This window comes from Hyphomicrobium sp. ghe19 (assembly GCF_902712875.1).
GTDB lineage: Bacteria > Pseudomonadota > Alphaproteobacteria > Rhizobiales > Hyphomicrobiaceae > Hyphomicrobium_B.
In genome coordinates, this window is record NZ_LR743509.1 from 2,386,288 (window position 1) to 2,409,499 (window position 23,212).

20 protein-coding genes are annotated in these 23,212 nt (G+C 59.3%); 15 read left to right on the plus strand and 5 right to left on the minus strand.

What is annotated here, in order from left to right:
- The first annotated feature begins 19 nt into the window (after window positions 1-19).
- From crtD to AACL53_RS11475, 13 genes are all read left to right on the plus strand, one after another.
- Window positions 20-1,582 (plus strand): 1-hydroxycarotenoid 3,4-desaturase CrtD, encoded by a 1,563-nt coding sequence (gene crtD, locus AACL53_RS11415; protein ID WP_339084622.1) that lies wholly within the window; start codon window positions 20-22, stop codon window positions 1,580-1,582.
- Between the two features lie 269 nt (window positions 1,583-1,851).
- A complete protein-coding gene (locus AACL53_RS11420; RefSeq protein WP_339084623.1) occupies window positions 1,852-2,457 on the plus strand; it encodes a hydratase in 606 nt (201 codons plus the stop codon).
- A 70-nt stretch (window positions 2,458-2,527) separates the two neighbouring features.
- Entirely contained in the window at window positions 2,528-3,139 is a 612-nt protein-coding gene (locus tag AACL53_RS11425) for a biliverdin-producing heme oxygenase (RefSeq protein ID WP_339084624.1), read from the plus strand.
- A 144-nt stretch (window positions 3,140-3,283) separates the two neighbouring features.
- Window positions 3,284-5,566, plus strand: a complete 2,283-nt coding sequence (locus AACL53_RS11430) for an ATP-binding protein (RefSeq protein WP_339084625.1) — start codon at window positions 3,284-3,286, stop codon at window positions 5,564-5,566.
- Window positions 5,563-6,459, plus strand: a complete 897-nt coding sequence (locus AACL53_RS11435; RefSeq protein ID WP_339084626.1) for a response regulator — start codon at window positions 5,563-5,565, stop codon at window positions 6,457-6,459. Before AACL53_RS11430 ends, AACL53_RS11435 begins: the two co-directional genes overlap by 4 nt.
- Before the next feature lie 250 nt (window positions 6,460-6,709).
- Entirely contained in the window at window positions 6,710-7,735 is a 1,026-nt protein-coding gene (bchI, locus tag AACL53_RS11440) for a magnesium chelatase ATPase subunit I (RefSeq protein ID WP_339084627.1), read from the plus strand.
- Window positions 7,728-9,506, plus strand: coding sequence for a magnesium chelatase subunit D (locus AACL53_RS11445; protein WP_339084628.1), 1,779 nt, complete (start codon window positions 7,728-7,730; stop codon window positions 9,504-9,506). Before bchI ends, AACL53_RS11445 begins: the two co-directional genes overlap by 8 nt.
- Window positions 9,503-10,378, plus strand: coding sequence for an alpha/beta fold hydrolase BchO (bchO, locus tag AACL53_RS11450; protein WP_339084629.1), 876 nt, complete (start codon window positions 9,503-9,505; stop codon window positions 10,376-10,378). Before AACL53_RS11445 ends, bchO begins: the two co-directional genes overlap by 4 nt.
- Window positions 10,379-10,483: 105 nt before the next feature.
- Window positions 10,484-12,001, plus strand: a complete 1,518-nt coding sequence (locus tag AACL53_RS11455) for a phytoene desaturase (protein WP_339084630.1) — start codon at window positions 10,484-10,486, stop codon at window positions 11,999-12,001.
- Complete coding sequence (locus tag AACL53_RS11460) at window positions 11,998-13,050, plus strand: phytoene/squalene synthase family protein (RefSeq protein WP_339084631.1); 1,053 nt, start codon at window positions 11,998-12,000, stop codon at window positions 13,048-13,050. The genes AACL53_RS11455 and AACL53_RS11460 overlap by 4 nt, the downstream gene beginning before the upstream one ends.
- 32 nt (window positions 13,051-13,082) lie before the next feature.
- Window positions 13,083-15,020: a 1-deoxy-D-xylulose-5-phosphate synthase gene (gene dxs, locus AACL53_RS11465; RefSeq protein WP_339084632.1), complete on the plus strand. Its 1,938-nt coding sequence runs from the start codon at window positions 13,083-13,085 to the stop codon at window positions 15,018-15,020.
- 8 nt (window positions 15,021-15,028) lie between these two features.
- Window positions 15,029-15,187: a hypothetical protein gene (locus AACL53_RS11470; RefSeq protein ID WP_339084633.1), complete on the plus strand. Its 159-nt coding sequence runs from the start codon at window positions 15,029-15,031 to the stop codon at window positions 15,185-15,187.
- A 242-nt stretch (window positions 15,188-15,429) separates the two neighbouring features.
- Window positions 15,430-15,963: a hypothetical protein gene (locus tag AACL53_RS11475; RefSeq protein WP_339084634.1), complete on the plus strand. Its 534-nt coding sequence runs from the start codon at window positions 15,430-15,432 to the stop codon at window positions 15,961-15,963.
- On the opposite strand, the gene AACL53_RS11480 is transcribed toward AACL53_RS11475, so the two are convergent.
- Window positions 15,960-16,685 carry a hypothetical protein gene (locus AACL53_RS11480; protein ID WP_339084635.1) on the minus strand — a complete coding sequence of 242 codons (726 nt, stop codon included), beginning with the start codon at window positions 16,683-16,685 and terminating at the stop codon, window positions 15,960-15,962. The two genes, AACL53_RS11475 and AACL53_RS11480, sit on opposite strands and share 4 nt — an antisense overlap.
- A 187-nt stretch (window positions 16,686-16,872) precedes the next feature.
- On the opposite strand from AACL53_RS11480, the gene AACL53_RS11485 reads away from it, so the two are divergent.
- A complete protein-coding gene (locus AACL53_RS11485) occupies window positions 16,873-17,907 on the plus strand; it encodes an NAD(P)H-binding protein (RefSeq protein ID WP_339084636.1) in 1,035 nt (344 codons plus the stop codon).
- A 288-nt stretch (window positions 17,908-18,195) separates the two neighbouring features.
- On the plus strand, window positions 18,196-18,630 hold the full coding sequence (locus AACL53_RS11490) for a CBS domain-containing protein (protein ID WP_339084637.1): 435 nt from the start codon (window positions 18,196-18,198) through the stop codon (window positions 18,628-18,630).
- Between the two features lie 109 nt (window positions 18,631-18,739).
- Here AACL53_RS11490 and AACL53_RS11495 read toward each other — a convergent pair whose 3' ends face one another.
- The 4 genes from AACL53_RS11495 to AACL53_RS11510 all read right to left on the minus strand — a co-directional run bounded on the left by AACL53_RS11495 (window position 18,740) and on the right by AACL53_RS11510 (window position 23,153).
- Window positions 18,740-19,654: an alpha/beta fold hydrolase gene (locus AACL53_RS11495; RefSeq protein ID WP_339084638.1), complete on the minus strand. Its 915-nt coding sequence runs from the start codon at window positions 19,652-19,654 to the stop codon at window positions 18,740-18,742.
- A gap of 177 nt (window positions 19,655-19,831) precedes the next feature.
- Window positions 19,832-21,040 carry a cyclopropane-fatty-acyl-phospholipid synthase family protein gene (locus AACL53_RS11500; RefSeq protein ID WP_339084639.1) on the minus strand — a complete coding sequence of 403 codons (1,209 nt, stop codon included), beginning with the start codon at window positions 21,038-21,040 and terminating at the stop codon, window positions 19,832-19,834.
- The gene (locus tag AACL53_RS11505) at window positions 21,037-21,813 is read right to left on the minus strand and encodes a DUF1365 domain-containing protein (protein WP_339084640.1); all 777 of its coding nucleotides are present in this window, start codon (window positions 21,811-21,813) and stop codon (window positions 21,037-21,039) included. The genes AACL53_RS11500 and AACL53_RS11505 overlap by 4 nt, the downstream gene beginning before the upstream one ends.
- Window positions 21,810-23,153, minus strand: a complete 1,344-nt coding sequence (locus AACL53_RS11510; protein ID WP_339084641.1) for an FAD-dependent oxidoreductase — start codon at window positions 23,151-23,153, stop codon at window positions 21,810-21,812. Before AACL53_RS11510 ends, AACL53_RS11505 begins: the two co-directional genes overlap by 4 nt.
- Between the last annotated feature and the right edge of the window lie 59 nt (window positions 23,154-23,212).

The following is a 23,212-nucleotide window of genomic DNA, read 5'->3' on the forward strand; positions in this document are numbered from 1 at the left end:
TGACACTTGAGAATGTCCAATGCAACGCAAATGTTGGACCCGCATGCTCAATCGCGAACGCGTCGTCGTCATCGGGGCCGGGATCGGCGGACTGGTTGCAGCGCTCGAACTCGCTGTCGCGGGCTGCGAAGTTACCGTCGTAGATCGGGCGCCGCGCCCCGGCGGAAAAATGCGCACGATCACGGTCGAAGGGCAGACACTCGATGCCGGACCGACCGTCTTCACGATGCGGTGGGTGTTCGACGACATCTTCGACAAAGCCGGCGCCTCGCTGGAAAGATCGATAACGCTGAAACCCGTCGATGTCCTGGCGCGGCATGCCTGGAGCGAGACCTCCCGGCTTGATCTGTTCGCCGATATGAAGAAATCCGCCGATGCAATTGGGGTGTTTGCGGGCCAGGCCGAAGCGCGACGCTACATCGAATTCTGCAAGCGTTCGCAAACGACATATGAAACTTTGAAAAATTCCTACATCCTGGCCTGCAAGCCGACGCCGCTCTCGCTCACCGCAGGCGCTGGCCTCAAGGGACTGGCCGACCTCTGGCGGATATCGCCGTTTACGACGCTCTGGAATGCACTCGGGCATTTTTTCCACGATGCGCGGCTCAGGCAGCTTTTCGGCCGTTACGCGACGTATTGTGGCTCTTCCCCGTTCGAGGCTCCCGCAACGCTGATGCTGATCGCTCACGTCGAACGCGAGGGCGTCTGGATCATCGAAGGCGGCATGCGTTGCTTGGCCGAAGCTCTCGAAAGCTTGGCGCGCTCGCGAGGCGTCACATTCCGTTATGGCTGCGAGGCGAAAGACATTGCGGTCAAGGGGGGCCGCGTATGCGGTGTAACGCTCGCTTCCGGGGAGCATATCGAATGTAGCGCGACAATCGTGAACGCCGACTCAGCAGCGCTCTCGCGCGGATTGTTCGGACCTGAGGTGGCCAAAGCCATTACAGCTCAGCAGGGCGCGCGGTCGCTATCAGCCGTAACGTGGGCCGTGGTTGGCGAAGCTCGCGGCTTTCCGCTGACCCGGCATAATGTTTTTTTCTCCGGCGACTACAAAGCCGAATTCGACGACATCCTCCTGCGCAAGCAAATGCCGGCCGCGCCGACTGTCTATCTTTGCGCAGAGGATCGTGATGGCGAGGCGGCGCGATCATCCGGACCAGAGCGCATATTTCTCCTCATCAACGCGCCTCCCACGGGCGATGTCCACGCCTTCGACAAACCGGAGATACAGTCATGCGCAAAGCGCGCGTTCGGCCTCTTGCAACGCTGCGGCCTAACAATCGAGTTCAATCCGGAAACGGCTGTAACGACGACGCCGCGCGACTTCGCCCAACTGTTTCCGGGAACGGGAGGTTCGCTTTACGGACGGGCGTCTCACGGTTGGGCCGCGTCGTTCGCGCGCCCGACTGCGAAAACGCTTCTCGAAGGACTTTACTTAGCGGGAGGAAGCGTGCACCCCGGACCAGGAGTACCGATGGCGGCCATTTCGGGCAGGCTCGCGGCAGCACAAATCCTCTCGGACATGCGTTCGACGCACCAATTCCACCAAATGGCTACGCCTGGTGGTACCTCGACGCGCTGAGCGATGACGGACAGCGCGCTATCACAATCATCGCGATGCTCGGCAATGTTTTTTCGCCGTATTACGCGTTTGCCCGGCGCCACACGCCGGCGGATCCGCTCAATCATTGCGCGATGAACGTTGCTCTCTATACCCGGCGAGGCAAACGCTGGTCGATGACGGAGCGCCCGCGCCACGACCTTCGGCGCGCGCCTACGCGGCTAGATATCGGCCCAAGTTCGGTTTCGTGGAACGGAAATTGCCTCACCTTCGCGATTGACGAGTTCTGCGTGCCACTACCGATGCGTCTCAAAGGCAAGATTCGCGTTCATCCCTCCTACATCGGCGAGACCGCTACGCCGCTCGGCCCGTCGGGGCTTCATTGGTGGATGCCGATCGCGCCCAGAGCGCGCGTCGAAGTCGACTTCGAGCAGCCGGACACCAATTGGAGCGGCAACGGATATCTCGACTGCAATTTCGGCGAACAACCGCTGGAAGCCGCATTCAAACAATGGAATTGGTCCCGTGGGCACACGGCAAGCGGCACGACCATTTTCTACAACGGCACGACGCGCGACGGCGATCGCTTTGGCCTTGCAAGACTTTACGATGAATCAGGCAGCCAGCGTGATTTGCCTTCAAATGACGGAGCCGATCTGCCGGCAACGACCATTTGGCGCGTGAAGCGGAGCACAATCTGCGATACGGCAGCCAAGCCTCGGCTCGTCAAAACACTCGAAGATACGCCATTCTACGCGCGCTCCATCATAGAGACGACGTCCGCGGGAGATCGACTCTCGATGGTACACGAAAGTTTATCGCTCGATCGCTTTTCCAGTCCAGTCGTGCGTGCCATGTTGCCCTTTCGTATGCCCCGATGGCGCTATTCGCCGTAACGTGAAATTGCTTGGCCATTGACGATCGATACTGCGCGTTTTCTACTGATTGGAGAAAGGGTGGGGACCGATGACGGGTGTGATGGCATTGCACAAGCGGCTACGGGAAGAGACGCGTACCCTCCACGAAGATCTCGAACACGCAGTCGCGATCGACGAGCAAATTTCCTCCCGTACCCGCTATTGCGCTTATCTCGCACGCCTCTGGGCGCTCTATTCGGCAGCAGAGTCCGCATTAGGCTCGCATGATTTCTCGGCCCTCGGATTTAACTATGGCGCATGCCGTCGATCACAACTTATTGAGAGCGATCTGTCAGATATCGGCGTCGACCTTGTTAACCTGCGAAACGCCATCAGACCGAAAGCTCCGGCACTCCCAACCATTGAGCACGCCCTGGGTTGTATCTATGTCCTCGAAGGGTCCGCGCTCGGCGCACGCGCGATGGCGCCTGAGGTCGAGACGAAACTCGGTCTGACTGGCACGTATGGCGCAAAATTTTTCTGGGGTTATGGCGAAGAAGGCAAACCGATTTGGAGAGCGGTCCTTGCTTCGATAAACGCAATCGACCCCGTTTCTTCTGAAGCTGAACGCGTGATTCAATCTGCGCAGGCGACGTTCTTATTTTTTCGACGCTGGCTTCCAGAGTGTTCAGCAGCTGTAACGACTTCCGCCGTCGCGTAGACTTGACAAAATACCAACGTATAGTGACGATGAGTTCAGCCCCGCAAAGAGGGTACTTGTGGAGGACAACGCCGTGCGCCTTGTGGGGCCGCACATTCTAGCGCGCACGTGCGCTTTCTGGGGCGGCGACCGCAGGATTCGGTCATGAACGCACCGGATACCCGCAAAGGCGTGCCGATCGTAACCGCGAAGAACGTGGATCTTTCGAACTGCGATCGCGAGCTCGTCCAGTATCCTGGCGCGGTGCAACCGCATGGCGCGATGCTGATAGTGGACGAGCCCGAGTACATCATCCGCCAAGCAAGCGAGAATTGCGGCGACTTCATCGGGCGCCCCGCCGAGCTGCTGCTCGGCAAATCCATCGAATACGTTTTCGGACGGAACGCACCGCAGATGCTCGACCGGTTGCGTCGCGTCTCGCTCGAGAATGGCCCCGTCCATGTGACCCGCGAGTCGTTCGCTGGTTCGGCACGCGGCGTCAACATATTCGCTCACCGCTGCGGAGGCGTGCTGATCCTCGAACTCGAAATGGTCGCCTCGCAGCCGGACACCTCGTCCGCGCAACTTTATTCCGATGTGCGTGAGACAATTGCGGCGCTCGAAAATACCCGCGGACTGCAGAATTTCTTCGATCTTGCCGTCGACCGCATTCGCGCCTTCACCGGCTACGATCGCGTCATGGCCTATAAATTTGCCGAGGACGGCAGCGGTCACGTCGTTGCCGAAGCCAAACGCCAGAACCTCGAGCCTTACCTGGGGCTTCACTATCCGGCAACCGACATTCCTGCTCCCGCGCGGCGTATGTTCGGCTTGAGCTGGTTGAGACATTTGCCCGACGTCGATTACGTGCCTGTTCGGCTCTATCCGGAATTTCATCCCGCGACGCACAAACCCGTCGATATGAGCTACGCGATACTGCGCAGCGTTTCCGTGATGTATTCGAGCTATCTCAAGAACATGGGCGTCAAGTCGACCATGGTCATGCCCCTGATGAAAAATGGGCAGCTGTGGGGACTGATCTCGGCAATGCACCACCGGAGCCCGCGGCAGGTTCCGTATGAGGCCCGGATGGCCGCCGAGTTTCTGTCGCACATGCTATCGCTTTTGATGGGCGCGAAGGAGGATGCCGACGGCTATAACGAGCGCCTGCGCATGACAGCCGTTACCGAGCAGCTCGTCGAGAGGCTGAGCCGCGAGCCGGACCTGCACGCCTCCCTCGGCACGTCCGACAAGTCTCCAAATCTCCTGTCGCAAATCTCCGCGGGCGGCGCGGCTGTCGTCACCCAAGGGCAGATTTCAGCCATTGGCGTTACGCCGCCCAAGCGCGAACTCGAGGTCCTCGCGGCTTGGTTTGCTGAGCAGAATCAAACGGTTTTCTCAACCGACCGCCTGCCGGAGATCCATCCTCCGTCTGCTGCGTATAAGTCTCTGGCGAGTGGTATTCTGGCGGTCAGAATCTCCCTGCAGAGTCCGGAATTTCTTATGTGGTTCAGGCCCGAACACATCGAAGTCGTCAAGTGGGCGGGAGATCCCAAGAAGCCCGTAAAAGTCAGCGAGACCGACGGCGAGCTTCGTCTGCAGCCACGCAGCTCGTTTGCTCTTTGGAAGGAAAGCGTGACCGGCCGTTCCGAGCCATGGCGCTCCGATGAGGAAGAGATTGCCGCCAACCTTCGGCAGGCGATTTCCGAAGTTGTACTGAACAGGGCGCAACACATCGAGCGCATGAACCGTGAGCTGGCGGACGCCAACGTCGAACTCGACAGCTTCGCTTATGTTGCATCGCACGATCTGAAAGAACCGCTCCGCGGAGTCCACCTCCTAGCCAGTTTTTTAAAGCGCGGCCTTGAGGGCAAGCTCGACGAAAAAGGCAAGCAGCAGCTCGAAACGATCTTGCAGCTGACGCGCCGGATGGACGATCTCATTGAATCTTTACTGCAATATTCTCGCACCGGCCGCCTCGAACTCAATCTCGAAATCGTCGATATGGATGAGCTGCTCGATGAAGCGATTGTCGATTGCCGTCATGCAATCGGCAATCAAGACGTCGAGATCCGCCGTCCAAGGACGTTGGGAAAAGACACATGCGATCGCGTCCGGGTTCGCGAAATTTTCTCAAACCTCATAACCAACGCCAAAAAATATAACGACAAGCCGCGACGATGGATAGAAATTGGGGTCGAAGATACCGTTCCGCGGCGCTATTATGTGCGCGATAACGGGATTGGAATCTCGGAAGACGCGCGCGAGCGTATCTTCGAGATTTTCAGACGCATTCATGGCAAAGATGAATTCGGCGGTGGTGTTGGCGCCGGTCTGACGATCACGCGACGAGCGGTCGAACGCCACTCGGGTAAAATTTGGGTCGAATCCTCGCCCGGCGAGGGCTCAACGTTTTATTTCACGCTTGCACCGGAGGGCAGTGCATGACGCCCCAGCTTGGTACGATCTTGTCGATCGAAGACAACGATACCGACTTCATGACGCTTGAATTCGCCCTGCGGTCTGCAGGCGTCAAGAACCCTTTGGAGCGGCTGGATAACGGCAGCGCGGCCTTGCAGATACTGGTCGATGATGATGCCAATTCGCCGGTTCTGAAGGCGTCGCTCGTTCTCCTCGATCTCAATCTCCCGGGTGTCGATGGGCTGCAGTTGCTCAAGGCGCTCCGGGCCCGCGATCCCGGACGGCGGACACCGGTACTCGTTCTCTCCACGTCATCGCATCCCCGAGACATTGACGCCTGCTATCTTGCGGGAGCTGATGGATATTTGGTCAAGCCGTTCGAACTCGAAGCTTGGGAATCCGATGTCGGCGGCGTTGCTGAACGGTGGCTCTCAGAAACCGCCCGTGATCGGGTCCCGCAAAAAAGCGCCGATAAGCCACCAATTGTTTCCAAGAAATGCAAATCCCGAGTATCCAAGCTAGCGAAGCTCGATCCTGAAATACACCGAGCAATGCTCACGCGCACCATCGAAGGCGAAATCATTCCGAGGTTGCTGCTTGCACACGGCGGTTTGAAATCGGCGCGCCGAGGCTCGGGTGACATAAACATCGAAGAAACCGCTGATGAGGTTGCGGAACTTGTTCATCTGGTTCTCGCCAGCGATATAAAAATAGCGACATCCTATATTGAGACGAGACGGCTGCGGGGCGTCACGCTCGAAGCGTTGTTTCACGCCCTTATTGTTCCGGCCGCTCGCCTGATCGGAGACTTATGGAAGGCTGACATCTGCAGCTTTCACGAATTTTCCGAAGGCTTGGCGCGCTTGCAGCTGATGCTCGCCGAGCTTCAACCGAAGCCTGATAACAGCACGCTTCACTGAATTCGAAGCTTCGCGCAGCCCCCGCTCACCGCGATGGCAATTAAGCCCGCGCTGGCGTTGCGTCGTTTGCCCGGCGCATATCGCCCGCCCGGTTGATGCGATTCTGCGGGCGTTTTGAACTGGGACTTGCGGCCGATCAAAAATAGTGTTCCATTATATGGACAGTTTTATCTGTCCAATTCTTTGATACGCGCCGTTCGGAGATCTGCCGTGGCGGCGCGGGCACCAATCGCTTCGAGGGGCAAGCCGGATGCGAGCCACCTTTCCTTTCACTGCCATCCTCGGCCAGGAGGACATGAAGCTCGCGCTCCTTGCGGGCGCGGTCGATCCGTCGATTGGAGGCGTGCTCGTCTTCGGCGATCGAGGCACCGGCAAATCAACAGCCGTGCGCGGTTTGGCGGACTTGCTACCGCTGATGCGTGCCGTCTCCGGATGCCGTTATCATTGCGACCCCGGCGCGAACGGCTCGGGTTGCGAAGAGTGCCAGAAGCGCGGCCGCGATGGTCCGCTCCCGAGTGAACTGCTCCCTGTGCCCGTCGTCGATCTCCCGCTCGGCGCCACCGAGGATCGCATCATCGGCGCACTCGATCTCGAGAGGGCTCTAACGCGCGGCGAAAAGGCGTTCGAGACTGGTCTTCTCGCACGCGCGCATCGCGGCTTTCTTTACATCGACGAGGTGAACCTCCTCGAAGACCACCTCGTCGATCTGTTGCTCGACGTGGCGGCATCGGGCGAAAACGTCGTCGAGCGTGAGGGTCTGAGCATTCGCCATCCCGCTCGCTTCGTTCTGATCGGAAGCGGCAACCCCGAAGAGGGAGAGTTGCGCCCGCAGTTGCTGGATCGCTTCGGTTTATCGGTCGAGGTCAGAGCGCCTGAGGATGTCGCGACCCGCATCGAAATCGTCAAGCGCCGCGACGCGTTCGAGAGAGATCCAGCGAGCTTTACAAAAAAATGGCTCGCCGAAACCGATCGTGTACGAGATCAGATCAAGTCGGCTCGCGACAGACTTGCCTCGGTCGTCCTATCCGAAGACACGCTCGAGCGAGCGGCTGGTCTCTGCGTAAAACTCGGCACCGATGGACTCCGCGGTGAATTGACGGTCGTGCGCGCGGCGCGCGCCGTAGCAGCGCTCGAAGGAAGCGACGTCGTCACCGATGTTCATCTGCGCCGGGTCGCGCCCTCAGCACTTCGTCATCGGCTGCGCCGCAATCCACTCGATGAAAGCGGATCGACAGCACGCATCGAACGTACGCTCGAGGACGTATTCCGTGCATGACGAAACGCACGCCGCGGACGAAAGTCAGTTAGCCGATGCAATGCTCGCGGCGGCCGTCTTCGCGTCGGCCCCAGCGCACGCGGGCGGCGTTATATTGCAGGCTGGCGCGGGGCATGAGCGCGAGACATGGCTGCAATACGTCTTGTCTCTCTTACCTGTAGCTGCGCCGGTCCGCCGTGTTCCCATTCACATCAACGATGACAGGCTGCTTGGCGGTCTCGATCTCGCAGCAACCCTCGCGACGGGACGACCCGTCGCGCAGCGCGGCATTCTACAAGAGGCCGATGGCGGCATACTCATCCTTCCCAGCGCGGAGCGGCTGACACCAGCACTCGCGAGCCGCCTTGCCGCAGCAATGGATTTAGGCGCCGTGGCGCTTCAACGCGATGGGTTTGCCGAAAGTGCCCCGGCTCGTTTCGGCTTCATCGCGTTCGACGAAGGCCGATCAACAGACGAGTCCCCGCCCTCGGTGCTTCTCGACCGCGCGGCGCTGCACGTCAGACTGCCATATGCCCGAAGAACGAACATTCCTCATGAGGCTTTCACGCGCGAGCAAATCGCACAGGCGGGAGAGGTCGCAGCCTCGGTGTCCGTCGCCGACGACATTATCTCGGTGCTCTGCGATACCGCGTCGGCACTCGGCATATTATCCGCGAACGTCGTTCTTCAAGCCTTGCGGGTATCACGCGTGCTCGCGGCGCTCGCTGGCCAAAGCAGTGTTTCCGAAGACGACGCGGTTACGACTGTCCGCTTGGTCATGGCGCCCCGCGCCACAAGGCTCCCCGAGATGCCTAGAGACACTTCGCACGAGACCGAACCGGAGCCGCCGCAGCAATCGCCTGAAAATGCCCCGGAAGACGAAGCAACCGCCCAACTGGGGGACGTTCTCATAGCCGCCGCCAAAGCTGCGTTACCTCCACATCTACTGGACCTTTTGCGATCCAATGATCGCCCAAAAGCGAGCAGGTCCTCGTCCGGCAAGGAGGGCCTGAAAAAAATTTCCCCGCGGCATGGCCGTCCCGTCGGCGTAAAATCCGGCTCCATCAGCAGGGGCGGGCGATTGAATGTTGTGGAAACACTACGCACAGCCGCACCCTGGCAGCGCATTCGCCGCCAGGAATTGGCAAACGTGCCGGAGCGCCAGGATCGCATTGCCGTGAGAGCAGCCGACTTCCGCATTTGGAAACTCAAGCAGCGCGGGGAAACAGTCACCGTATTCCTCGTCGATGCTTCAGGATCGACAGCAATGCAACGGCTTGGCGAAGCCAAAGGCGCCGTCGAAATCCTCCTATCCGAATGCTACTGCCGCCGAGACTACGCAGCTCTGATCGCATTCAGTGGCCGCGGCAGCGAGTTGCTTCTGCCGCCGACGAGATCGCTCGCGCGCGCCAAACGAAATCTTTCTGATCTTCCGGGTGGCGGCGGCACCCCGCTCGCATCCGGCATCGACGCCGCCATCGAGCTTTGCGAAGCAGTGAGACGCAAGGGCCAGGCGCCGAGCGTCGTCATGCTGACTGACGGCCGCGCAAATCTCAGCCGCGACGGCAAACCGGGCCGCGCGCGCGCCACCGAGGATGCGGTGCTCGCGGCGCAATCTCTACGCAAGATGCGAATTCCGGCTCTCGTTATCGATACATCCGCGAAGCCGAACGCGCCCGTCGCGCGTATTGCAGACGCCATGGGCGCCACGTATTTGCCACTCGCTCACGCCGACGCCGGCACGCTGTCGAATGCTGTCAAAGCCCAAGCCGGCCAGAGTTACCGGCCGTGAACGCCGGACTGGTTTGGGACCGCGACGGCGCCGATTGGCCAAACCGGAACTCGAGCCGGTTCATCAGAGCAGCCGGACTGCAATGGCATGTGCAGATTGCGGGCAGCGGCCCCGTCGCTCTTCTGTTGCATGGCACCGGCGCCTCGACACATTCATGGCGCCGCCTCATGCCTATCCTGGCTGGCCAATTCACCGTCGTTGCGCCGGATCTTCCGGGTCACGGCTTCACATCGACCCCTGACGCGAAGGGATTGTCTCTGGCAGGCATGGCGCGCGAAGTGAGCGACCTGATGCGGACGCTCGCTTTGCAGCCGGACATCATCGTCGGACACTCTGCGGGCGCCGCCGTTGGCATCCGCGCGACGATCGATCACCTGCTCACGCCCCGCGCAATCATCAGCATCAATGGCGCGTTACTGCCGTTCGGGAGTCTGGTCGGTCAGCTCTTCTCACCCATCGCCCGACTGCTCGCATCGGCACCGATGGTGCCGCAGATCATGGCGTGGCGCGGCCAGAGCCGGGCGGCTGTCGAACGCGTGCTCTCTGGAACGGGATCCAAAATCGCGCCGCGAGACCTCGATTACTATGCGCGCCTCTTCAAAAGCCCGAGCCACGTCGCAGGCGCCCTCGGCATGATGGCCAACTGGGATCTGAAGCAATTTGCGGATGACCTTCCTAAGCTCGACGCGAAGCTGGTTCTGATAGCCGCGACCGACGATAAGACTATTTCGCCGGCGGACGCAGCCAAGGTCGCACTGCTCGTCCCTCACGCCTGCGTCGTCTCCCTGGGAAGCGCCGGCCACCTGGCGCATGAGGAACGCCCCGAGGAAATCGCCGAAATTACTCTCGCGGTTTCCCGCGGCCTTGACTAACGATCCGCAGCCGAAGAGAGCCTGTCCGCAAAAACTCTTGCGCTAATATTCTGGACGATGTCTAATGTCCATATTATTTGACACACCAGAGCGGATGGCCCGTCCATGCTGGCTCCGAATAGCGACCGACCTCACGCGATCATCATCGGCAGTGGCTTTGGCGGACTCGCCGCCGCCGTGAGGCTCGGCGCCCGCGGCTATCGCGTTACGATCCTCGAAAAGCTCGACTGTGCAGGCGGCCGCGCCAGCGTCTTCCGCCAGGACGGTTTCACATTCGACGCTGGCCCGACCATCGTCACCGCGCCGTTTCTCTTCGAGGAGCTTTGGCGGCTTTGCGGCCGCGAGCTGGCGGACGACGTCGAGCTGAAGCCTTTGACGCCGTTCTACCGCATCAGATTCGATGACGGCGGCATCTTTAATTGTTGCGGCGATCCGAAGACGATGCGGGACGAGGTCGCCCGCTTCTCTCCCGAAGACGTCAACGGCTACGAGCGCTTCATGCGCCTTGCCGAGGATATCTACGCTATTGGCTTCGAGCAGCTCGGCCACGTCCCCTTCACGTCGCTGTGGGATATGGCGCGCGTTCTCCCCGAACTTATACGCCTGAAGAGTTATCGAAGCGTCCACGCACTCGTTTCCAAACACGTTCGCGACCCCCGCATTCGCTTCGTGCTGAGCTTCCATTCGCTGTTCATCGGCGGCAACCCCTTCAACGTGACATCGATCTACGGATTGATCTCCTTCCTCGAACGGCGATGGGGCGTCCACTTTCCGATGGGTGGAATGGGCAAGCTCGTCGAAGGCCTCGTCCGGCTGATCGAAGAACAGGGCGGCGAAATTCGCTACGACGCAGAGGTTCAGGAAATCCTGATCGATGGCAAAACCGCGAACGGCGTGCGCCTCGCGAACGGCAAGATCATCAAATCCGACATCGTCGTTTCAAATGCCGATTCCGCCTGGACCTACCACAACCTCCTCCCCGAAAGAGCGCGCCGGCGCTGGAACAACCGGAAACTCGACAAGGGGCGCTACTCGATGGGCTTGTTCGTTTGGTACTTCGGCACGTCGCGATGCTACCCCGAAATTCCCCATCACATGATTTTGCTCGGTCCGCGGTATCGCGAGCTTCTACAGGACATCTTCCAGAAGAAGCATCTCGCTGACGACATGAGTCTTTACTTGCATAGACCGACGGCGACGGATCCTGCACTTGCGCCCGAAGGCTGTGACGCGTTTTACGTGCTTTCGCCCGTGCCCAATCTCGACGCTAAGATCGATTGGGAAACAAAAGCCGAAGCGTACCGGCGCGCCATCGCGGAGCGGCTGAACGAGGTCGCGCTTCCCGGCTTCGAAAAGCACATCGTCACATCGCGAACCATGTCGCCACTCGACTTTCAGCATCGCCTCCTCTCCTACAAAGGCGCGGGCTTCGGGCTCGAACCGGTGTTGACGCAGAGCGCATGGTTCCGGCCCCACAACCGCAGCGAAGATATTGAGAACCTCTATCTCGTCGGTGCCGGAACACATCCGGGCGCCGGCGTACCCGGCGTTCTTTCATCGGCCCGTATACTTGAAACGATCGTGCCCGACGCAGCCGCATTCAAACGAGAGCCAGATCGATGAGCAGTTCCGACATTGCCGCTTGCCGCAAACTGCTACGCGGCGGATCGCGAACCTTCTATATGGCTTCCTTTCTCCTGCCGCGCAGCGTGAGAGAATCGGCGTCGGCACTTTACGCATTTTGCCGACTCGCCGACGACGCGGTCGACGTCGAAGGCGGGAGCTTGGCGGCAATCGCCGAACTTCGCGGCCGGCTTGATCTCGCATATTCGGGCCGACCGCTATCAAGGCCCATCGATCGGGCGTTCGCGGAAACGATCTCACGATATGGAATTCCGAGAGAGCTGCCCGAAGGCTTGATCACCGGCCTCGAATGGGATGCGGTGTCCCGCCGGTACGATACGCTCGAAGATCTTGAAGCTTATGCCGTCCGCGTCGCGGGCACCGTCGGCGCAATGATGGCGCTACTGATGGGCACGACATCGCCGGAGCTGATTGCCCGCGCCTGCGATCTCGGCGTCGCGATGCAATTGACCAACATCGCACGAGACGTCGGTGAAGATGCCCGTATGGGGCGGCTCTATTTGCCGGCTTCATGGCTGAACGAAGCAGGCATCGACACGGAGGCATGGCTTGCGAAACCCTCGTTCTCGCCAGAATTGGAATGTGTCATCGCGCGCCTCCTGGAGACGGCAGATACGTTTTACGAGCGCGCCGATCCGGCTATTCATCAGCTGCCGATATCGTGCCGGCCCGGCATCCGCGCGGCGCGGCTCCTCTATGCCGAAATAGGGCACGAATTGCGCCGGACGGGCTTCGATTCAGTATCGAGCCGAGCCGTCGTCCCGACGCGCCGTAAGCTGGAGCTGTGCGGCACCGCACTCGGCGCGCTTCAATCCAGACCGAAATATCTATCGAGCGGCAACGTCCGCGAGGCTCGATTCATCGTCGAGGCCGTCGCATCCGCGGCGTTCGATGGCGGCGCCGCTCGCCTACCGAGCTGGTGGGATATTCGCGGCCGTACGCTGCGCCTTCTCGACATCCTCGAACAGATCGAGCGCCGCGATCTTGCAGCGCGCCATTCGGAGGCACCGAGCGAACTCATCGCTTGAAGATTCATCAAGCATTTTGTGTGGGCTGAAACATGAAAACCCGCGAGAAAGCTACCGGAAGTTCAAGCACACCGCTATTGGACGATGTGAAAACGCCATGTGATCTTCGGCGGCTACCGCAATCATCACTGCAGCAATTTGGAGACGAGCTTCGCCGCGAAACCATCAATGCCGTATCGGTGACCGGTGGCCACCTCGGTGCCGGCCTTGGAGTCGTCGAGCTGACGGTGGCACTGCACTACATCTTCAACACGCCTGACGATCGCTTGATTTGGGACGTCGGCCACCAAGCTTATCCGCATAAAATCATCACAGGCCGCCGCGACCGCATTCGCACGTTGCGCCAGCCCGGCGGCCTATCGGGCTTCACCAAGCGAACCGAAAGTCCCTACGATCCGTTCGGTGCGGCGCATTCTTCGACATCGGTGTCGGCCGGACTCGGCATGAGCGTCGCACGCGATCTCAAGGGCGAGAAGAATAACGTCATCTGCGTTATTGGCGACGGCGCCATGAGCGCCGGCATGGCCTATGAGGCTATGAACAATGCCGGCACTCGCGATGCCCGACTGATCGTGATCCTGAACGACAACGACATGTCGATCGCACCTCCGACGGGCGCCCTGTCGAAATATCTCGCAAGGACAACGTCCAGCGGGACGTACATTCACCTCAGAGACATCGCCAAGCAGCTCGCCAGGAAGCTGCCAAAGCAGTGGGAGCGCCGCGCCGCCCGTTTCGAAGAAATGTCTCGCACCTACTGGTCGGGGGGCGCGCTCTTTGAAGAGCTAGGCTTCTTCTATGTCGGGCCAGTCGATGGGCATGACCTCGATCAGCTGGTGCCCGTCCTGAGAAACGTGCGCGATACGAAGCAAGGTCCTATCCTCGTCCACGTCGTAACGAAGAAGGGCAAAGGGTACGAACCGGCGGAGGCGGCAGCCGATAAATATCACGGCGTGGTCAAATTCGACGTGATCTCCGGCGCGCAGGTAAAGCCCAAGCCGGCGGCTCCAGCTTATACGCGCATATTCGGCGAAAGCCTTGTCGCGGAGGCACGGAAGGATTCGCGCATCGTCGCCATCACTGCCGCCATGCCGGAAGGCACTGGCGTCGATCTCTTCGCGCGTGAATTTCCCGATCGCGCGTTCGACGTTGGAATTGCCGAACAGCATGCGGTGACGTTCGCGGCGGGATTGGCGGCGGAAGGCATGAAGCCGTTTGCCGCCATTTATTCGACGTTTTTGCAGCGGGCCTTCGATCAAGTCGTTCACGACGTTGCCATTCAACGGCTGCCAGTCAGGTTCGCGATCGATCGAGCCGGATATGTCGGCGCCGACGGTCCGACGCACGCCGGATCTTTCGACATCACGTTTCTGAGCTGTCTGCCGGGCTTCACGATCATGGCTCCCGCCGACGAAGCGGAACTCCGCCACATGGTGGCAACCGCCGCTATGCACGACGATGGACCATGCGCGTTCCGCTATCCCCGCGGCGAAGGCAGCGGCGTCATGCTTCCTGCAGAAGGAACACCGCTCGCTATCGGCAAGGGTCGCATAGTCCGCGAAGGCTCGGCGGTCGCGCTGCTGTCACTCGGGGGCCGGCTGGCTGACTGCCTTCAGGCTGCCGATCAGCTCGCAGCCGCTGGGCTATCCACCACGATCGCGGACGCCCGGTTCGCCAAACCCATCGACCAAGACCTCATACGGCAATTGGCGCGCCACCACGAAGTCCTGATTACCGTTGAAGAAGGCGCAATCGGCGGATTCGGATGCCAGGTCATGCAGTTCTTGAACACCGAAGGCATGCTGGACGGGCGCATTCGCATGCGCTCGCTGTTCATGCCGGATGAATTCGCGGAGCAGGATAAACCTGCTTCGATGTACGCGAATGCTGGCCTCGATGCCCGAGGCATCGTTGCCGCTGTATTTCGCGCTCTGGGTCGAGAGATCCGCGCCGCTGGCCTTCACGCATGAGCGATTGGATGAACAACCGTTTCGGCCTGATCGAGCTTGGACTGGTCTTCGGCGGAGCGCTCGCGCTCGGCATCTGGGAATTCTTCAATATCCGGAGAGAGATCCTTCGCGGCCGCGAGATCGAGCGTGAACGGCAACTACGACCGCCGGACACGGCCCACCAATAGGACGCTGACGGTGCGATTCATCGAGCTATATGTGGTGCTTGCGTTTGGTATTGCGTGGATGGTGCTCGAACGCGTCGCCAAGAGATATGATAAGCGCGATGATGAGCAGCGAAAGGACAGACCCAAGGCCGCCGACCCGAATACCGAAATTGAACGTAGCAAGTATTGACGGATGCCCCGCATTGGGAGGAACCTGCCCAACGTGGGAACGTCGGTAATCCAAGCTGCGAGGAGTACCCAACATGGCACTGACCGCGAATTATAATTGGTGGAGCGTTGCGGGTTTGGTCTACGAGCTCGCAGGAGCCGCCATCATATGCCATGCGGTTTTCCTGATCCCGCCGCCCTCGCAGCGATTGACTTCAACGAACAACAGCCACATCGATCACGACAAACTCAAGCGTTTAAGCGAGCAGTGGCTCGATACGCGAGTGGGCGCCGTATTGCTGGTGATCGGCTTTTTCCTTCAGGCAACCGGTGCAATGGGAACCACCACTTTGAACACACCGGCGGTGTTTGTTCTGCTCGGGCTTGCGCTGTTCGCTGCTTATTATGCGTTCTCGAAACATTTGCTGATGGAACAACTCGCGGCCGACGCGAGTCCGCACGAAGAACTCACCCCCTCCGCCGCGCTCGCCGAACGCGCGGAACCGATGGCCGCCGTCCCTGCTCCTGAGGCTGAGGCTGAGGCTGAGGCTGAGGCTGAAGCCGTAGCCGTAGCGGAAGAGCGTCCAAGCGATACAGCCGTTCGCGAAAAGATCTCAGAGACGAACTAGCGGGCGTCGGTGCGCCCCATCGCGCTTCTCTGGCCGCCGACACTCGACAGAAAAACGATGCTGATGGCATTTGCTATGATGATCCAGAGCCAAAGGGCGAGCCCCGCGCGCTGACCGCCGTCCGAGGAAACCACAGCAGGTGTCGCCGCGAGGGGCGTCGCAGGCGTCGCCGCGGCCGTCGTTTCTTCTGCCAATTGGGGCAGGCCGACGGGGGACATGCTCTCACGCTGCTCCGGTGCATCGCCAGGTTGGGCAACAATATCTCCCTGCGGATCGACCCCGACAGGCTTTTCTTTCCCATCGGCGAATGCTGTTCCGCGCCAAATCCCTTTATCGTCGAGCGCGAGATCGCGAACATCCTTGAAACCGTTCGCTTCCAGCTTCTTCAACGCATCCTCCTCAGCAAGCGGATGCGTCCCCGGCGTTAAATCCCCCTTGCCGAAATCCTTCGTGTTGGAAGGGCTCTGCGTAGCAACGGTGGTGAAGTCCGTTTTGCAGAATGATAGAAATTCATCCCTCGACAGTGCATCCGCTTGCAGCAACTTACCGCCGCTTTTCTCGAAGGAAGTGATATATCCTTTCGTGTCCTCCTGGCGGGTCAGAGAGCCGTTCGCGTCAACGTCAATTGTTTTCCATAGGCTCTGGCACTCCTGGCCGGATGCCGCGCTTGCGTGAGCTGAGAAACACATCAGGGCGGGAAGAACAACGATGACACGCAACATGGCCACTCTCCAAAAAGGGTCGAAGCCGCAACATCCCCTGCTTAAGAAAGGTTCCACGCCATTCGCCAAAATAGGTGCAGAACGGACGTAAGCGAATTCAGCGCCAGCGGGGTACGGCGCGAGAGTCCGCGCGGGGACACGCATATCGTTGATACTATCTTGCAACTGATCCAATCTTTGGACAGCCATGCTTGATGCTTCGCCACAGGCTTCGTCCGCACACCGACCGGCGCGCCGCCGGCGCGTCTTAGTCTTGGGCGCCACCGGCACAATTGGGCGAGCGACCGTGCGCGCGCTCGTCCGGCGAAATAACGAGGTCGTGTGCTTTGTGCGGCCGCGCGCCGGCCCTGGCGGCGCCTTGGCGCCCGCTGACAGCGCGAAGCTGCTCGAAGGAGCGACCCTTCGGTTTGGCGACGTGACCAGTTCAGCCTCTCTCACGGATGATGGGCTGCTCGGCGAACAATTCGATGTGCTCGTCTCGTGCCTTGCCTCGCGAACCGGCGTTCCGCAAGACGCGTGGGCCATCGATCACCAGGCCCATGTGAGCGCACTAGCCGCCGCAAAGCGAGCGGGCATTCCACAAATGGTTTTGCTATCGGCGATCTGCGTTCAAAAGCCCCTCCTCGGCTTTCAGCGCGCCAAGCTGGCGTTCGAAAATCTGCTGATCGAATCTGGGCTTACATATTCCATCGTCAGGCCGACCGCGTTCTTCAAGTCGCTCTCCGGGCAAATCGATCGCTTGAGGCAAGGCAAGCCCTTCCTTTTATTTGGCGATGGAACACTGACGTCCTGCAAGCCCATCAGCGACGATGATCTCGGTCAGTTTCTTGCCGAATGCTTGGACGATGAAAGCCGTCATAATCGCGTGCTGCCCATTGGCGGCCCAGGGGAAGCCATTACGCCGAAACAACAAGGCGAGCAGCTGTTTCATTTGCTGGGGCGCGAGCCGAAGTTCAAACACGTGCCGATTCAGATGATGGACACGATAGCGTGGACGCTCGGCGCACTCGGGCGGCTCTTTCCTCAGTTGGCGAAGAAAGCTGAGCTGGCTCGCATCGGTCGCTACTACGCCACGGAGTCGATGCTGGTTTTGAACCCAGAGACCGGACGCTATGACGCCGCCGCCACGCCGTCGTACGGCACCGAAACGTTGTTCGATTTTTACGCACGCGTCATTGACGGCAGGGCCTCCGTGGAACGGGGAGATCACACCATATTTTGATCAGCTCCCGCGCGACGCGCAGTTCAGCGCTCGTTCAATTTGACGTCGGGCATTGTTTGCCGGCGCATCGAAACCAAATGCACGTTCAAGAGTCTTGAATCAGACCGCTTCACCTGTGGCCGTGCAGAGCCGATAGGGAAGACTGATCGTTGCGGCGCCCAATCGTCAATAAAATTGTCGATCTTAAGTGTACAGACTACTTGACGGCTCCGCGCGATTGGGTTCCCACTGGACTTCAGATGAACTTCCCTTACCGGCGCAGACCCGAGGTAAATCCGGAGAAAAGCGATGAAGGTTTCAAATGTGTTGGAGCTGAAGGGAGCCAACGTCATGACCGTGCGTCCCAGCGATACCATTCGCGAAGTGGCGCGCCGTCTCCTACAAGAAAAGGTCGGAGCTCTCGTCGTGAGTTCAGACGGAGTAGCTTTGGACGGCATTATCTCGGAGCGAGATATTTCAAGCGGCTTCGCCGTGCACGGGCCGGATATCGTTACGCTGCTTGCGTCAGATCTCATGACCCGGGGAGTTATTACTTGCGGATCCGCGGACAAGATCTCGGACGTCGCAAGGGTGATGACTGAGCGCCGGATCCGGCACGTTCCCGTTAAAGACGGCACGCGAATTGTCGGCATCATAAGTATTGGCGACATTTTAAAGCATCGCCTTGACGAAGTCATGCTCGAGACGCGCGTCCTGCGGGACATCGCTTTGTCAAATCGCTGAATTCGAATTTCTTATACGTTGCCCGATGTAATACAGAACCCTCAATTTGTTTTCGGCCGTCGTCTACGGGGCGGAGGCCTCCTCTGAACGGCGACGTACAGACACCGCTCTATTGATCGAGAAACGCTCGGACTGGCGACAGTGACGAAGTTGGATCTTCCTCTTGTGGCACGTGGCCAAGCTCGGGCAGCCTGACGAGCGTAGCGTGAGGTAGCGCTTTCATGTAGTCGGATGCATTGGAAATGGGGATCAAGTTATCCTGCTCTCCCCAAACCAGGAGCGTAGGGGCTTCTATTGATTTCAGGAGGGGCTCCGGAGGCTCCAACCTGGTCTGCTCCATTCTCGCAATCATGGCGCCTCGCACGCCAGGCGCCAACATCAACTCATAATAGCGATCCACTGTCGCGTCGCTCAGCCGAGACAGATCGGCATACGCCGGTGCGAGGTTCGCCTTGAGGAAGGAGCGAGGGAGCACATAGTTCATCATCCTCGCCAAAAGCGGAACCGCGGGTGCTTTCCCATATTCATATCCCGGACTGGCAAAGCCATCTGGCGAGATGAGCACCAGCTTATCGACCCTGCCCGGATATCGGGCCGCAAAGTGCCAGACCAGCCTCCCGCCGATGGAGTTGCCGATCAGGCTCGCCCGTTGAATGGAGAGTTTTTCCATTAGAGCGGCGAGAACGTGCACGCCGCGTTCTTCCGTGTAATCGCCCGTCGGGTCAGCCCCGGTTAGCCCAAAGCCGGGAAGGTCATAGCGGATCACATGATACTTATCGGCCAGCGCGCGCGCCCACGGCTCCCATGTATGGAGACTGGAACCAAACCCATGCAGGAGGATAACAACAGGCGCGCCTCGCGGACCGCTGTTGCGCACGTGAAGCCTAAGTCCATCAACGTCGAGATAGTCGGTCGGCGAGTTGAGATACTTCGCCTCCAGGGTTGTCCGCGAAATATCAGGTGTCCACAGCCACGCGCCGATGGCGATACATGCGAGCAGTACTGCGGACCATGCACCGAGCAATATTGACTTCCTACGCCACATCGAACCACGTGCTTTTAAGACTTAGAGCAGCAACAACGTTACTCAGCTTATGCCAATCGGTCGGAGCCACGGGTCCACTTAGCTTTCGCAGTGCGCGCCTAGGCTCAGATCCATTGGGTTACAAAATGTAGGAACTGAGCGCCATTTCCTGCCTCCTTAGCGCACGAACTTAAAAAGTTTCACGTCAACTGACCCGGAGTGAAAACCCACTTCGCAATACGTGAGATAATATTCCCACATGCGCCTGAAACGCTGATCAAACCCCATGGCTTCAATGCCCGGCCAGGCTGACAGAAAGCGCGAGCGCCAGTCGGCAAGCGTGCGCGCATAACTGGCTCCGAAGGCCTCCTCATGCACGAGCGCCAAGCCCGAACTTGACGCGAGTTCCGCAATCAACGTTTTAGTCGGCAGCATACCGCCCGGAAAAATGTAGCGCTGAATGAAGTCAGGATGCTTGCGGTAGTTGGTAAAGCGCCGTTCATCGATGGTGATTGCTTGCAGGACAGCGACGCCGCCTTCCTTGAGCGTATTGCGGAGTTTGGCGAAATAGACCGGCCAAAATCGCTCGCCAACCGCCTCAAGCATTTCGATGGAGGCGACACGATCATAACGCCCATCAACATCGCGGTAATCCTGCAGCCGTAAATCGGCGGCTCCATTCTCCGTATGCTTTAAATGGCCAAGCGCGTAGGTGAGTTGCTCGCGCGACAGCGTCAAACCCGTGACATGGCAACCGCTCCCCACAATGCGCTTGGCAAGAGCACCCCAACCACAACCGATCTCGAGAACGCGCTCTCCGCCTTCAAGGGCGAGGAGTTCAATGACGCGATCGAGCTTACGGTTCTGAGCGTCCTCCAGGGTGTCCTCGGGGCCGTAAATAGCCGAGGAATAATTCATGCCTGCATCGAGCCACGCCCGATAGAAGGAATTTCCGAGGTCGTAATGAGCCGCGATATTCCTGCGGCTCCCTCGGCGCGTGTTTTCTCGCCGAAGGTGGCTAAGCCTATTGCGCACGCGTGTGAGCCAAGAACCTGCACCGGCACGCGCGAGCACTCGCTCATTGAGCATCCCCCACGCGAGCACAGCTTTCAAGTCCGGCGTCGACCACTCCCCGGCAAGATAGGCGTCGGCAAAGCCGTGCTCGCCATCGAATAGCATGCGCAGGGGCGCGCGCCAGGAACACACATCGATAACAGCCTCTGGCCCCGGTGCATCGCCGCGCCGGACGATTACTGAGCCATCCGGCAGCGAAAGTCGCAATTCTCCCGCATCAATGGGCGGTAGGCTCCGAGCGGTGAGCCTCGACAGAGGCGAACGTGTCGGCAAACAATCCCTCAAACGCATGCGTCCGGTCGTATCGCTCATCTTGATTTCCTGGCTGGCAGATCGCGGGGCACAACGGGGGCGGAGCCATGAGCGTAGACTTTCAGGCCCTTTAGATAGAGTTGCAGCGCGTGCCAATGAATCGCCGCCACAACTTTCAACGTGAGAAATGGAAATGCGAGAAGAGCTGAGAGCAACGCTCGGTCAGTGAGCGATCGCCGCACACCAGATAGAGCGGTTACGATCATCAGTCCGAGATTGTCGTAACCGCGGATCGCAACATTAATGCGATCACCCGGCGGCACGACGCGGAAGGCGTAACGCAAATCCATGCTGAGGAAAGGTGAGACATAGAAAATCTTGTCACATCGCTGATCGATCGTGGCACTCGAGCCCTCTACAGGGATGACGTAGCTGTGGCGCTCGCCAAACGTATTGTGAACCTCATACACGATGGCCTTCAGTTGGCCGCTTGCATCGTGACAAAAATACAGGCTGAGAGGATTGAAGACGTAGCCGAGGATGCGAGGCATCGTCAGCAGAAGTATCTTACCCTCCGCTCGAATATTCGCTTTTCGCAAATGCTCTTCGATTTGCTCACCAAGTGAAGTCGGGCCGCCGTCGCCATGATCTCGATCATGAAAACTGAGCGCATTGAAGCGGTTGCGCGAGAACAACCGCAGCGTCCTTGATAGCGCGTCGATTTCGTCGAGGTCGAGGAGGAGCCAGAACACGCGATAGCGCAGCACGTGCGTCACGGGGCGAACCCGGCGATGCATGACCGAGCCTTGATAGAGCGCCGAACAAAACGTCATGCAGCAACCTCGCATGAATTGGCGATCGCGCGAACAAAAATGCGGCCGGATTCATTGTCGACAGACCAGGGCCTCCGACACCGCGGATCAATCTGTTCGACGACTGCGAGGCCGGCCTGCAAACCGTCTTCATGAAACCCATAACCAAAGTAGGATCCACAAAACCAAAGTCGGCGTTGCCCTTGCAGGGGCCACAGCATTCTCTGCGCGGCTATTGCAGCACTATTGAAGAGGGGATGCTCGTAATAGGTCTCGTAATAAATGTCGCGCGGCTCGACCCGCGGATTGAGCGTGAGAAAGAGCGGCCGCTCTGTCCGAAGACTCTGCAAACGGTTCATCCAATAGGTGATGGTTGGCAACGCACCGTCGCCGTCAGGTGCCCCGATGTAATTCCAGCTTGACCAGACCGAACGCCGCTTCGGCATGAGGGCGGTATCGGAATGCAGGACCGCGCGGTTTCTGCTGTAACGGAACGAGCCGAGTGCAGTCCGCTCCTCGCGGCTTGGGTCCACAAGGAGAGCCAGCGCCTGATCGGCGTGACTTGCAATGACCACATGATCGAATTTCGAAGTGTCGCCTGTCGCGTCCCGAATAAACACGGCCTGCTCACCCGATCTAATATGTGTGACCGGGGTGCCGATATGAATGCGTTTGCGAAACGACGGTGTAAGCATCTCGACATAGTTTCTGCTGCCCCCCGTTACAGTGCGCCAGACGGGCCTGTCTGTCAGCTTCAGCAGACCGTGATTGTCGTGAAAGCGGATGAAGCTCGCGGCCGGATAATCGAGGATTGCGCGAGGGGGCGCCGACCAAATTGCGCCAGCCATCGGCAAGAGATGGTCTTCTCGGAAGGCCGTGCCGTATCGGCGTTCGTCGAGATATTCGCCTAAGGTGATCGACCGATCATCAAGGTCCGCGAGATCCAGCGGAGCAGCTTGGTAGAATCGGCGGAGGTCTCGCAGCATCGACCAGAAGCGGCCGCTCACAATGTTGCGCGGTTGCGCGAAGAGCGTGCCGAGGTGCTTTCCCGAGTATTCGAGCCCACCACCTCGAAGTGAAACCGCTAGAGACATTTCCGTGGGTTGGGTTTGTACCTTCAAATGTTTGAAAAGCGCGGTCAAATTCGGGTAATTCAACTCATTGAAGACTATGAAGCCTGTGTCTACGAATTGGCCTGCGCCTGGCACAGGCACGGAATTCGAATGGCCGCCGATCCTCCGGTCTTGTTCGTAAAGCGTCACGACGTGCCGCTGGCTCAGAAGCCAAGCAGCCGACATCCCGGCGATGCCGCTCCCAATCACAGCAATATTCAGGGCTGCCTCGCCAGCAGTTACGGACATTTGAGCTCTCGCGACAGTTACCTGGAAATCGGTCTTGGGGTTGCCCATCCACGATACGA